Source organism: Mesorhizobium sp. M4B.F.Ca.ET.089.01.1.1 (assembly GCF_004022605.1).
In the GTDB taxonomy this organism is placed as follows: domain Bacteria; phylum Pseudomonadota; class Alphaproteobacteria; order Rhizobiales; family Rhizobiaceae; genus Mesorhizobium; species Mesorhizobium abyssinicae.
The window spans coordinates 1-12,155 of record NZ_RZOS01000154.1 but is presented as its reverse complement, the minus strand read 5'-3'; the positions used below and the strand labels follow the sequence as shown (position 1 = coordinate 12,155).

The window sequence follows — 12,155 nt, the reverse complement described above, 5'->3', positions numbered from 1 at the left end:
TCGAAGGACTTCGCGCCGTCGAAGGAGCCGACGTCGCCCATGCCGACGTCGTAACGGACATAGCCGCCGATGCGCAGGCAGGTTTCGGTGCCGGGGATGTAGAAGTAGCCCGAGCCGTAAACGTCGCAGATCTTGACGTATTCAGCCGGTTCCGGCTCGGCGACGACGACGGCGTCGGCGGCGCGCGCGCCGGAAACTGCGATCAGGGCCGCAGCTGAGCCGAGAAGAAGGCTCTTGATGTTCATTTTCTGATCTCCAGACAAAAGTTAAACGGGTTTGATATCTTTGCTGAAGGGCAAGCGTTGCCGCCCCGTCCCCACTGTTGAAAATGACGCGCATCGCGCCGCCCTTTTCGTCCCCGACATGGCCCAAGCGGGAGCGCTATTCAACAGAGATCATGTCTGGAAAACGGATTTTGGATTCTTCGAAAAGTATTGTTGCGCAAATACCACGAATATCTCGCCGAATTTGGCACAAACGGAACAAACAGTACAAATGCAACACTGAGATAGATTTGCACAACCTGGAGTAAGCTCAAAAATGACTACCTGATGAGGGGAATTTAGTCGATTAACAGACGAGGCATCAACAATTGGTCAACCTTTGATTTGAAGCCCGAAAATCAGACTGAAGCGCCGCTGAGACTGTCTGCCGATGTAAACTCGCGTGCGGCCTGCACCACCTCGCGCACCATGTCGTGCTTGAGCATTTCAATGGGAGTGCGACCACCGAGATCGGGCGAAGGGCGGATCAGCCAGAACCAGGCCAGCCTTGGATTGGCAATTAGCGAAAGCACCTCGCTGATCCCCGGCGCCGGCCTGCCGTCGACGAACTGGGCGAGCGGGAAGACATGCTTGCGGCCACCCTTGCGCAAGGCAATGACCTCGTTTCGCCGTTGCCAGCGATGCAGGGTCGAGCGCGGTATGCGGAAATTCTCTTCCAGATAGGTCGACCCTGCGACCTCGCCGGCCCAATCCTCGATCAGCACCGATTGTAGATCGTTGGTTCGCTCGCGCGGGTCGGGGGAAGCGGGTTTCCGGCTGTCGCCTGCCGATGCCAAAGCAGCGATGTCATCCGAGGTATTCGCCATGTCGCGCTGTGCGGCCGTTACTGCATGGACCAACTCCGAGGCCAAGGCGCTCCATTCGCCCTTGAAAGAGCCAATCGCGAGCCGCTGTGCCTGCGGAAGGAAAGGCAGGCTTGCGGCAACATTGCCGGCGAAGGCGCTGGTTGAACCCAGGGTCTGTGCGTCAAGAACGACCCCATGCTGGATTAGTGCCTGTTGCACCGCCTCGGCCACGAGGCCCGCCAGGGCATCCTGCGATATCGCATCCGTCGGATTTTGAAATCTGGTCATGTATCTGTCTTGCAGGCCACGCGCGCTCCTCCCCAGCTGCGGCCGATTGAAATGGCTACAGCAGGAAGCGAAAATGGCAGCAACGACAAACACAGCGACCCGACAGGTTGCTGTCTTGCATTTCTTGCACCCCAACTGGACATCCCGAAATGTCAGTCACGGGACGCCTCAGTCTGCGTGTAGGTGTGCTCTATGACAGGCGTGCGACAAATCGCGTTCTTCCTTCTCCCCTGTTGGAGAAGGTGGTTCGGCGCGCAGCGTCGAGACGGTTGAGGGGTGTTCCAGCTTGGCGCCAGCATCCACCTCACCCGGATTGCCAGCCGATTTGTGAAGGATAAATCGGGGCAATCCGACTTCTTCCACAAGGGGAGAGCTAAGAGACCTAAAGCAACCCCGCCAGCTGGGCCGCGCTGCGCAAATTCTGCCGCGGCCGCGGCCCGATCTGCTGGATCACCAGCCCGGCCGCCAGCGAGCCGAGGTTGCCGCAATCCTTCAGGCTGCGTCCAGCAGTGTAACCGTAGAGGAAACCGGCGGCATAGAGGTCGCCGGCGCCGGTGGTGTCGACCAGTTCGCGGATCGTCGTTGCCTCGATGGTGACGGTCTCATCGCCGCGCACGATGACCGAGCCCTTTTCCGAGCGGGTGACGGCTGCGATCTTGCAATCCTTGCGGATCGCCGCCAGCGCGTCCTCGAAGGACGAGGTCTGGTAGAGCGATTTGATCTCGTGGCTGTTGGCGAAGACGATGTCGACGGTGCCCGAGCGCATCAGGTCGAGGAACTCGTCGCGGTAGCGGTCGACGCAGAACGAGTCCGACAGCGTCATCGACACTTCGCGTCCGGCTTCATGCGCCAGTTTCGCCGTCTGCCGGATCGCTTCCTTGGCGCGCGGCGGATCCCACAGATAGCCCTCGAAATAGGTAACCTTGGCGCCGGAGGCCTTGTCGGCCTCGACATCCTCGGGACCGAGCTCGACGCAGGCGCCGAGATAGGTGTTCATCGAGCGCTCGCCGTCCGGCGTGACGAAGATCATCGAGCGCGCCGTCGGCGGCTGGCCCTGGAGTGGCTTGGTGTCGAAGGCGACGCCCTGGGCCTGGATGTCGTGGGTGTAGATTTCGCCGAGCGGGTCGTTCGAGACCTTGCCGAAGAAGGCGGCGCGGCCGCCGAAGCTGGCGATGCCGGCCGCCGTGTTGCCGGCGCTACCGCCGGACGCCTCGATCGCCGGGCCCATGCGGCTGTAGAGCAATTCGGCGCGCCTGGTGTCGATCAGGTTCATCGCGCCCTTGATGATGCCGTTGGTCTCGAGGAAGGCGTCGTCGCACTGGGCGATGATATCGACAATGGCATTGCCGATGCAAAGCACGTCATAGTCCGGCATCAATCTCTCCGCCTGGGAACCTGCCGGCTTTCTGCCATGCCGGTCGGGCGCGGGTCTAGCGAGTTGCCGCCCTTTTGCCTACCCCGAAAATCGGCATCGGGTTCCGCCATTCCGGCCAATGGCCGCGTTTATTCGCCGGCTGCTGCAGCCATCGCATCAAACTGGACCATATCGGCCGTGAAGATGGCGGCTATGGTTGCATCGGGATCGAAACATTTCCGCCTGGCCGTCGGCTAGAAGCGATCCGATCGAAGTTTCTGAAAAGCGCGAACCGGCAATGCCCGCAAAGACCGACATGACCACCGAACTGGCCCTTCTTGGCGTGCTGGCCGTGCTGTGGGGCGCGTCCTATAGCTTCATCAAGGTCGGCGTCGAGACGATCCCGCCGGTCACCTTCATCGCCGCGCGCACCCTGATCGCCGGCGCCATCCTGCTCGCCATCATCCGCTGGCGCGGCCTCGCCATGCCGAGAGACGCCGCAACCTGGCGTCGCTTCGCCTTCCAGGCCTGCTTGAACAGCGTCGTACCCTTCACCCTGATCGCCGCCGCCGAGCGCTCCATCGATGCCGGCCTTGCCACCATCCTCAACGCCACATCGCCGATCTTCACTTTCCTTCTGACGGCGCTGATCACCCGCCACGAGCCGGTGACGCTGCGCAAGCTGGTCGGCGTCGGCGCCGGCATTGCCGGCATCTGCCTGATCGTCGGCACGGAGGCGCTCGGCGGCCTCGGCCATCAGCTCTGGGCGCAGCTTGCCGTCATCGCCGCCACCGTCAGCTATGCGGGCGCCGCAATTTTCGGGCGCAACTTCAGGGGGCTCGACCCGATGCTGCCGGCCGCCGGCTCGATGATCTGCGGCGCCGCGATCTTGATCCCGCTGAGCCTTGTTTTCGACCGGCCGTGGACGCTCTCGCCATCGACCGCATCGATCTTCGCGTTGATTGGACTTTCGGTCTTTTCCACCGCGCTCGCCTTCTCGATCTTCTTCCGTCTCATCCACACGCTGGGCTCGGTCGGCACCACGTCGCAGGCCTATCTGCGCGTGCCCATCGGTGTCGGCATCGGCGCGCTCTTCCTGGGCGAGAGCCTCGGTCCGACGGCCTGGCTCGGCATGGGTTTCGTCGTCGTAGGCGTCGCGGCGATGACCATCCCCGCGCGGCAGAGGAAGCTTGCGCAATAGTTGCGCTGCTCGACAAGGGTGCCTATCTCGGAAGCGTCTTTGTCGATGAGGGGTTGGAGACGCCGTGATCCTCGACGCTGCCCGAGCCGCCGCCAGCCGGCTGTTCTCGCCCGAATTCCGCTCCGTCTTCCTTAAGACATTGGGGCTGACCCTGCTGGCGCTGGTGGCCTTTTGGTTCGGCATCGAGAGCCTGCTCGAATGGCTGGCCTGGCCGTGGCTGCAGGGGCTTCTGCCCGGCCTGCCGTCCTGGGCCGGATGGCTGGGCGCCATTGTCGCCGGCATCCTTCTGGCGATGGGGATGGCTCTTCTTGTCGCGCCGGTGACGGCCGTGATCGCCGGCCTGTTCCTCGACGACGTCGCCGAAGTGGTCGAGCGTATCGATTATCCGGATGATCCGTCGGGCCGTCCCGTGCCAGCGCTGCACTCGCTGGCGCTGGCGATAAAATTCTTCGGCGTCGTTGTCCTCGGCAACATAGTCGCCCTGCTGTTGCTCCTGGTGCCGGGCATCAACATCGCCGCGTTCTTCATCGTCAACGGCTACCTGCTCGGGCGCGAGTTCTTCGAATTCGCCGCCATGCGCTTCCGCCCGGAGGCAGAGGCCAAGGCGCTGCGCAGGAAACATGCCGGCACGGTGTTCCTGGCCGGCCTGGTCATTGCCGCCTTCCTCGCCGTGCCGCTGCTCAACCTTTTGACCCCGCTGTTCGCCGCCGCCATGATGGTCAACCTGCACAAGGCGGTATCGGCGCGGGAAAAGGCGTAACTCTGTCCGGCCGTCAGTCGCCCGGCTTGCCAAACAGCGATTGCAATTTGCCGAACGGCATCGCGGAGCGGGTGAAGCCGAACGTGCCTTCCTGCTGGATCTCGCGCGCCGCCGTCTCCAGCATGCCGAAGGCGAAATTGGTCAGCCACGGTCCGAGCGAGATGCGCTTGACGCCCGCCTGGGCGAGGTCGGCGGTGGTGAAGCCTGGCCGCGCCATGACATTGACCGGCTTGTTCACCGCAGAGCAGATCATCCGCACCGTCTCGACGTCGCTCAACCCTGGCGCATAGAGAACGTCGGCGCCGGCCTGCTCGAAGGCCTGCAGCCGCTTGATCGTGTCGTCGATATCGGTCCGGCCCCACAGGAAATTCTCGGCCCGCGCGGTGAAGACGAAATCGTGCTTCAGCGCCCGCGCCGCCTCGACAGCCGCGGCGACGCGTTCGACCGCATGCGAAAATTCATAGATGGGCTTTTCCGGATCGCCGGTGTGGTCCTCGATCGAGCAGCCGGCAAGCCCGGCCGCCTCGGCCGCGAAAATGGTCTCGGCGGCCTGTTCGGGGCTGTCGCCCTTGCCGCGCTCGAGGTCGGCCGAGACCGGCAGGCTGGTCGCCGCCGTCACTTCGCGGCAATGATGGATCATCTGGTCGAAAGTCACCGCGCCGTCGGGCAGGCCGCGCGAGAAGGCAAAGCCGGCGCTCGTCGTCGCCAGCGCCTTGAAGCCGAAGGAGGCGAGAAGCTTCGTTGTGCCGATATCCCAGGGGTTGGGCATGACGAAGGTCGAGGCGTGCAGGTCGCGAAAGATCTTGCCCTTGTCCATGGATGCTTCCCTCCAGACATCGAATTGCCGGGAAAGTCTATCGCGCCGATTTTCGCCGGGCAAACGAATGCGTTTGGCTCAGAAGCGTTTCTCGTTTTCTGCTGACAAACGCTCGAACGCCTTGGAGCCAGGCACGTAGCGCGACGCTTTCTTGCTCCAGCGGTAGGTCACGGAGATCTTGTGCGACGAGGCCTTGGGCTGCTCGCCCTCGCAGTCCTCGCCCGGCACGGTAGCGTCTGTGACCGTCGCCTTGATCGCCGCATAGCGCCGGCCGTCCGCGAGCGTCTTGAAGGCAAGATCCTGCGTCCGCTTGTAGCAGTAGTTTTCATCGAACGTGTTGATGGTGTCGACCAGCTCGAAGCGGTCGTTGCGGACCATGAGCAGCAACGTGCTGACATAGCCCTGGCTCGAATTGAAATGCGTGCTGGTGATGACGACGGCGTCATCGCCGGCGCTGATCGAAAGCCTGGCCGGTTCGCGAAAAAACGTGCTCCGATCGGTGGCGACATTGACCGCATCGAGCAGTTTCGGCTCACCGCTGAGGTCGTAGAGCGCCAGCACAGCGAAACCCTCGGCGCTGTCGGAGGCTTGCCCGAGGTCGAACAGCATCGTCAGCCGCTCCCCGCCGCCGGCTTTGATGTCGAGCACGGCGGCGCTCGACAGGTCGCCGGTCGCAGGCGGCGCCTCGTCATCGGCCTCGCCGCTGATGGGGCGGATCTTGATCGGCGAAGTGCCGGCGAGAACCGGAACGACCATGTTGGCTAGGTCGAGATAGGTGATGCCGTTATGGCCAGGGACGGCGCTGCTCAGTTCCGGGAAGCTGGCGTTCTGTGCGCCTGCCGCAGCCCACAGCCAGGGCAGCAACAGGCAAGCGAGAATGAAGCGATACAAAATGGAAATCATATGTGCGGGTGCCCCTCGAAAGAGCGCACGCTAGCACGGAGTTTTGCAGCGCACAGCCGGGGGCAAGGTCGAACATAGGCTCAGGGGATCGGCACCAGCCCGGCCAGCTCGCGCATGTCGTCGAACAGGATGCCGCCGGCCTCTTCCAAACCATGCGGATCGGAATAGGGGTCCGCGTGATAGGAGAAGACGCGCATGCCGGCGGCGATGCCGGCCTCGGTGCCTGCGACGCTGTCCTCGATGACGATGCAGTCGGCCGGCGCGAAGCCCATGGTCTTTGCCGCGTAGAGGAACAGGTCCGGAAACGGCTTGCCGCGCCCGACCATGGTCGAAGAGAACATGGCGTGCTCGAACAGCGGCAACAGCCCGGTCTGGCCGAGGGTGATGTGCATCTTCGACACCCGCGCCGAGGAGGCGACGCAGTAGGCGATGCCGGCGGCCCGCACCTTCTCGATGAAGTCGCGCACATAAGGGATTGCCTCGACGCCATGCGCGAACAGGTCCGGCAGGCCGGCGTTCCAACGGTCGACGAAATCGACGCCGAGCCTGACCTCGGTCGCCGCTTCGATCTCTTTCTGCACCGAGGCCATGCTGCGGCCGGAGAAGTTCTTGCGGCAATATTCGAAGGTGGTGGCGAAGCCGGCGCCGCTCAGCCACTCGGCGAGGCGCCGGTTGGCAAGGTTTTCGGTGTCGACCAGGACCCCGTCGCAGTCGAAGATGACCAGCTTTGGAAAGGGCCCACGCATCAAGCGGTGCCGGTAGACCCGAAACCGCCGCCGCCGCGCGTCGTGCTGCCGGCCAGGGAACGTTCTTCCACCGCCACCTGAGTCACCGCGGCAAAGACGATCTGGGCGATGCGCATGCCGCGCGTCACCGCGAAGTCCTCGTCACCGAGATTGACCAGCAGCACCTTCACCTCGCCGCGATAATCGCTGTCGATGGTGCCGGGCGAATTGAGAACGGTGAGGCCGTGTTTGAAGGCAAGACCGGAGCGCGGCCGGACCTGGCCTTCCATGCCTTCCGGAATTTCCACGATCAGCCCGGTCGGCACCAGCGCGCGTTTTCCGGGCAGGATCAGCAAAGGCCGGTCTTCCGGCACCGCGGCGCGCAAATCCATGCCGGCGGCGCCTGAGCTTTCATAGGCCGGCAGCGGCAGGCCTTCGCCATGCGGAAGCCGGACGAAACCGACGGAGGGGCCGATGACGGAGGAGGGATAGACAGCTGTGCGCATGAGCCCATTCCTATCGGCGCGAGTGCCGGAAAGGTCAACCCGGCAGCAACGCTATCAACGCCTTTCTTTCGAGGCGGTTCCTGCTCAGCGCAGCTCCACGGGTACGACTGTCGTCTCCTTGATCTCCTCCATGACGAAGGAGGCCGAGACATCCGACAGCGCCACCTTGGCGATCAGCCGCTGGTAGAGCCGGTCATAGGCCTTCACGTCGGCGACGCGGGCTCTCAGCACATAGTCTAGATCGCCCGACATGCGGTAGACGCCGGTGATCTCGGCAAAGCCGGTCACCGCCGCGCGGAACTTATGCAGCCAGTCCGGATCGTGGTTGGAGGTGCGGACCAGGATGAACACGGAGAGGCCGAGCCCGAGCTTGTCGGCATCGACCAGCGCCACGCGCCCGGTGATGACGCCGTCCTCCTCCAGCCGCTTGACCCGCCGCCAGCAGGCATTGCGCGACAGCGCCACCCGCTCCGACAGCTGATCGACCGACAACGTGCCGTCGCGTTGCAGCTCCGCCAGCAATCTTCGATCTATTTCATCGATTTCTATGCTCATCATGGGATGAATGTCCCAAATTGTTGCTCATCGCAAGGACAATTTGGGATCGATGAACCTTTGACCCGTGGCACGATACCCAGCATCGGGGCTCATCCCGGCAGGAGGGATCACCATGACGACGTTTTCGAAGCTGTTCACCTCTCACCCGGCCAAGGTGGGCGAGACCTATTTCAGCCACATGGCCTTCGCCGCCTGGTTCTGCTCGCGCCTGTCGCTGGCCGCGGGCGCGGCGCTCGTTCACGCTTTCTTGCCATTTCTGTTCGAGACTACCGCCAGCCGAATCGTCCGCGAGCTCTATGAGCGGACGCACAACAGAGGCTCACACGCGGTCAAGGAGCCCAAGGCTCTGATGGACCGCGCCTAGCAACGGTGGAATGCGATGTGCCGGTGGGCGGCCTATTTTGGTGAAGCGGTCTTCCTCGAAGACATCATCACCGCGCCCTGCCATTCGCTGATCGCCCAGAGCCACTGCGCCCAGGAAGCCAAGTCGCCGACCAATGGCGACGGTTTCGGCCTTGCCTGGTATGGCGACCGGCCCGAGCCCGGCCTCTATCGCGACATCCTGCCGGCCTGGTCGGACCCCAATCTGAAGAGCCTGTGCCGGCAGATCAAGTCCGGCCTGTTTCTCGCCCATGTGCGCGCCTCGACCGGCGGCGCCACCAGCCGCATGAACTGCCATCCCTTCATCTCCGGCCGCTGGTCGTTCATGCATAACGGCCAGATCGGCGGCTTCGAGAAGATCCGCCGCGCGCTGGAGAATTCGCTCTGCGACGCCGTCTTCGACCAGCGCGAGGGCACCACCGATTCCGAGCTCTTTTTTCTCCTGATGATCGACGAGGGTCTGTCCGAAGACCCGCAAGGCGCGGTGTCGCGCGCCACCAGTCGCGTGCTGGACGCCTCGCGCCGCGCTGGCCTCGAGCCGGCGCTGAAGCTGACGGCTGCTTTCTCCAACGGCCAGGCGCTCTATGCCGTGCGCTACGCCACCGACGATCATGCGCCGACGCTCTACACCTCCGTCTTCCGCAACGGCGCGGGCCGCTGCATCGTTTCCGAACCCTTCGACCGCGACGGCGGCGAGTGGCAGGCGATCCCGCCGTCGAGCTTCGTCACCATGACGGCGGACGGCATGGGCATTCGGCCTTTTGCACCTGCAGCGAACAAGCTGGCGCTGGTCGGCTAAACACGATCTCGATCCGTCGAGACCGGTGCGGTCCGGGCCGGAATCGCCCGGCGAACGCCGCCATCTTTCCGGCCTGCCTTGGGCAAAGGATCAGCAAAACATCAGCGCGACGTAAGGACGCCAAACCGGCCTCCTGTCATCTCTGGCGTCTCACCGGCGGCGAATGGTTTTCATTCGCGGCCCCGGTTGGATGCGCAAAAGAGGATGACGCAACAATGTGCAGATGGGCCGCCTATCTCGGCGAAGCGATATTCCTTGAAGAGATCGTCACCGCACCTTCCCACTCGCTGATCGTTCAGAGCCGCGACGCGCGGGAGGCGAAATCGCCGACAAACGCCGACGGCTTTGGTCTCGCCTGGTATGGCGGGCGGCCCGAGCCTGGGCTCTATCGCGATATTCTGCCGGCCTGGTCAGACCCTAATCTGAAAAGCCTATGCCAGCAGATCAGATCCGGCCTTTTCCTGGCCCACGTTCGCGCCTCGACCGGTGGCGGCACCGGCCGCATGAACTGCCACCCGTTCATTTCCGGCCGCTGGTCGTTCATGCATAACGGCCAGATCCACGGCTTCGAAAGGATACGCCGCGGCCTGGAGAACTCGCTTTCGGACGCCGTCTACGACCGGCGCGCGGGCAGTACCGATTCCGAGCTGTTCTTCCTGCTGATGATCGACGAGGGCCTGTCGCGCGACCCGCATGGCGCGGCAACGCGCGCCGCCAATCGCGTGCTCGACGCCTCGCGCCGCGCCGGTCTGGACCCGGCGCTGAAGCTCACCGCCGCCTTCTCGGACGGCAAGGCACTGCACGCCGTGCGCTATGCCACCGACGATCATGCGCCGACGCTTTACACCTCGGCCTTTGGCAGGGGCCGCTGCATCGTCTCGGAGCCCTTCGACCGCGAAGGCGGCGAGTGGCAGACGATCCCGCCATCGAGCTTCGTCACCATTACACGCGATGGCATGGTCGTTCGGCCCTTTACTCCTCTGGCGGAGCTGGCGCTCGCGAGTTGAACCATCCGGCCGCGCATACCAGCGCAATCCCGATCAAGCGAGGCCGATCCTCGGATGCTGAACTCGGCTTGAAGCCGCGCCACAGTCCGCCATCTTGATCAGCAGGCGCGGCCAGCAAGCCGGAGCATTCGTCATGGACATCGCCTTCGCCTCGACCATCGAGCTCGCCACCGCGATCGCCGCGCGTAGAATCTCGGCCGCCGAGGCGTTGGATGCGCATCTTGCGCAGATCGACAGGGGCAACGGGGCGGTCAACGCCATCGTCACCCTCGACAGGGAAGGGGCTCGCGAGCGCGCCAGGCAGGCGGACGTTGCGCGGGCGCGCGGCGACGCGCTTGGACCGCTGCACGGCGTGCCCTTCACCCTGAAGGACACGCACGACACGGCCGGCATGAAGACCACGGTCGGCTTCCCGCCGTTTGCCGACTATGTGGCGAAAAAGGACAGCCCGGTCGCGGCGCGGCTGAAGGCGGCTGGCGCGATACTGATCGGCAAGACCAATGTCGCGACCATGCTCAGCGACTGGCAATCGGACAATCCACTGTTCGGCCGCACCGGCAACCCCTGGAATCTGTCGCGCACCGCCGGCGGCTCCAGCGGCGGCGCTGCGGCGGCGGTTGCAGCGGGCATGACGCCGTTCGAGATCGGCACCGACATGCAGGATTCCATCCGGCTGCCGGCTGCCTTCTGCGGTGTCTACGGCCTGAAGCCGACCGAGCACCGTGTTTCGCTGGCCGGCGCTTTTCCCGATCCGGGCGGGACGGCGCGCAGCGTCCGGCTGATGTCGTGCCTCGGCCCGCTGGCGCGCAGCGCCGAGGACCTGGCACTGATCTACCGGATCATCGCCGGACCGGATGGAGGCGACACCGACCTTGCGCCGGTGCCGGTCGAGGCTACGGAGACGCCGGACGTCGGCACGCTGCGCTTCGCCGTCGCCACGACCTTCCCTGGCTTCCCGGTGGCTGGCGAGATCAGCGCCGCCGTCGAGAAGCTTGGCGAGAAGCTCGGATCGGCAGGCGCCATGGTCGATGAGGCAAAATTGCCCCGGATCGATCTGCACGACGATCTCGCCGAGGGCGGCGCGCTGATCGGCATGATGCTGGAGGCCGCGCAGCCGGACCCGCCGGAACAGCCGACGCCCGTCTCGCGCTGGTTCACGGCGCTCGCCCGCCGCGACCGCTCGATTCTCGGCTGGGACCGGTTCTTCGAAAGCTGCGATGCGCTGCTCTGCCCGGTCGCCATGACCACCGCCTTCCCGCATTGCGCGCCGGGAACGGCGATCGAGGTCAACGGCAGAGAGGAAAACTATTGGATGCTGCCGGCCTATGGCGCAGTGTTCAATTATTCCGGCCATCCGGCGCTGACGATACCCGGCGGGTACGATAGCGAGGGCCTGCCCATCGGCCTGCAGTTGGTCGGCGGGCGCTGGTCGGAATCGCGGCTGCTCGGCATTGCCGCGGCGATGGCGCCGCTCAGCGGCGGCTTTCGCCGACCGCCCGGCTATTGAGCGAAGCGGTTCAGCCAGTAAGGCTGAAGCAATGGATCGCGCTCGCCGGCCAGGATTTCGCGGGCGGCAAAAAGACCGACCGCCGGCGCCAGCGTGATGCCGGAATGCATGACGGCGACATAGAGCCCGTCCATCCCCTCGGCGCGGCCGATGATCGGGAAGCCGTCGACCGGGGTCGGCCGGTAGCCGACCGTGTGGAAATCGAGCTCCAGCCCCTCGGCGCCGCGCAGCATCGCCTTCGTCGCCTTGAACAGCTCGCGCGCCGTGTCCTCCGCATTCT

The 12,155-nt window shown here is 64.4% G+C and carries 15 protein-coding genes; 6 read left to right on the top strand and 9 right to left on the bottom strand.

Going from position 1 to position 12,155, the window contains the following annotated elements:
- From EN780_RS16400 to EN780_RS16390, 3 genes are all read right to left on the bottom strand, one after another.
- Window positions 1-245, bottom strand: a 245-nt coding sequence (locus EN780_RS16400) for a porin (RefSeq protein ID WP_189556584.1), incomplete at its 3' end; no start/stop codon positions are given.
- 377 nt (window positions 246-622) lie between these two features.
- Window positions 623-1,357: an antitoxin Xre/MbcA/ParS toxin-binding domain-containing protein gene (locus EN780_RS16395; protein WP_127312119.1), complete on the bottom strand. Its 735-nt coding sequence runs from the start codon at window positions 1,355-1,357 to the stop codon at window positions 623-625.
- Between the two features lie 382 nt (window positions 1,358-1,739).
- Window positions 1,740-2,732, bottom strand: coding sequence for an adenosine kinase (locus EN780_RS16390; RefSeq protein WP_127282484.1), 993 nt, complete (start codon window positions 2,730-2,732; stop codon window positions 1,740-1,742).
- Window positions 2,733-3,009: 277 nt separating this feature from the next.
- Here EN780_RS16390 and EN780_RS16385 point away from each other — a divergent pair, with 277 nt between their 5' ends.
- On the top strand, window positions 3,010-3,912 hold the full coding sequence (locus EN780_RS16385) for an EamA family transporter (protein ID WP_128274714.1): 903 nt from the start codon (window positions 3,010-3,012) through the stop codon (window positions 3,910-3,912).
- Between the two features lie 64 nt (window positions 3,913-3,976).
- Window positions 3,977-4,672: a sulfate transporter family protein gene (locus EN780_RS16380; RefSeq protein ID WP_128274713.1), complete on the top strand. Its 696-nt coding sequence runs from the start codon at window positions 3,977-3,979 to the stop codon at window positions 4,670-4,672.
- Window positions 4,673-4,685: 13 nt separating this feature from the next.
- Here EN780_RS16380 and EN780_RS16375 read toward each other — a convergent pair whose 3' ends face one another.
- The 5 genes from EN780_RS16375 to EN780_RS16355 all read right to left on the bottom strand — a co-directional run bounded on the left by EN780_RS16375 (window position 4,686) and on the right by EN780_RS16355 (window position 8,178).
- The gene (locus tag EN780_RS16375) at window positions 4,686-5,489 is read right to left on the bottom strand and encodes an oxaloacetate decarboxylase (protein WP_128274712.1); all 804 of its coding nucleotides are present in this window, start codon (window positions 5,487-5,489) and stop codon (window positions 4,686-4,688) included.
- Window positions 5,490-5,567: 78 nt separating this feature from the next.
- Window positions 5,568-6,392, bottom strand: coding sequence for a hypothetical protein (locus EN780_RS16370; RefSeq protein WP_128274711.1), 825 nt, complete (start codon window positions 6,390-6,392; stop codon window positions 5,568-5,570).
- Between the two features lie 80 nt (window positions 6,393-6,472).
- Window positions 6,473-7,138: an HAD family phosphatase gene (locus tag EN780_RS16365; protein WP_128274710.1), complete on the bottom strand. Its 666-nt coding sequence runs from the start codon at window positions 7,136-7,138 to the stop codon at window positions 6,473-6,475.
- Window positions 7,138-7,623 carry a dUTP diphosphatase gene (gene dut, locus EN780_RS16360; RefSeq protein ID WP_128274709.1) on the bottom strand — a complete coding sequence of 162 codons (486 nt, stop codon included), beginning with the start codon at window positions 7,621-7,623 and terminating at the stop codon, window positions 7,138-7,140. The genes EN780_RS16365 and dut overlap by 1 nt, the downstream gene beginning before the upstream one ends.
- Window positions 7,624-7,707: 84 nt before the next feature.
- Window positions 7,708-8,178, bottom strand: a complete 471-nt coding sequence (locus tag EN780_RS16355) for an Lrp/AsnC family transcriptional regulator (protein WP_128274715.1) — start codon at window positions 8,176-8,178, stop codon at window positions 7,708-7,710.
- 115 nt (window positions 8,179-8,293) lie between these two features.
- Between EN780_RS16355 and EN780_RS16350 the strand changes: the two genes are divergently transcribed.
- The 4 genes from EN780_RS16350 to EN780_RS16335 all read left to right on the top strand — a co-directional run bounded on the left by EN780_RS16350 (window position 8,294) and on the right by EN780_RS16335 (window position 11,875).
- On the top strand, window positions 8,294-8,545 hold the full coding sequence (locus EN780_RS16350) for a DUF6356 family protein (RefSeq protein ID WP_126056793.1): 252 nt from the start codon (window positions 8,294-8,296) through the stop codon (window positions 8,543-8,545).
- Window positions 8,546-8,560: 15 nt separating this feature from the next.
- Window positions 8,561-9,361 (top strand): class II glutamine amidotransferase, encoded by an 801-nt coding sequence (locus tag EN780_RS16345; protein WP_126056792.1) that lies wholly within the window; start codon window positions 8,561-8,563, stop codon window positions 9,359-9,361.
- Between the two features lie 215 nt (window positions 9,362-9,576).
- Window positions 9,577-10,368: a class II glutamine amidotransferase gene (locus EN780_RS16340; RefSeq protein ID WP_128274708.1), complete on the top strand. Its 792-nt coding sequence runs from the start codon at window positions 9,577-9,579 to the stop codon at window positions 10,366-10,368.
- A gap of 133 nt (window positions 10,369-10,501) precedes the next feature.
- Window positions 10,502-11,875 (top strand): amidase, encoded by a 1,374-nt coding sequence (locus tag EN780_RS16335; RefSeq protein WP_128274707.1) that lies wholly within the window; start codon window positions 10,502-10,504, stop codon window positions 11,873-11,875.
- Here EN780_RS16335 and EN780_RS16330 read toward each other — a convergent pair.
- A partial coding sequence (locus EN780_RS16330) for an FAD-dependent oxidoreductase (RefSeq protein WP_133372626.1) occupies window positions 11,869-12,155 on the bottom strand: 287 nt, incomplete at its 5' end. The genes EN780_RS16335 and EN780_RS16330 overlap by 7 nt on opposite strands.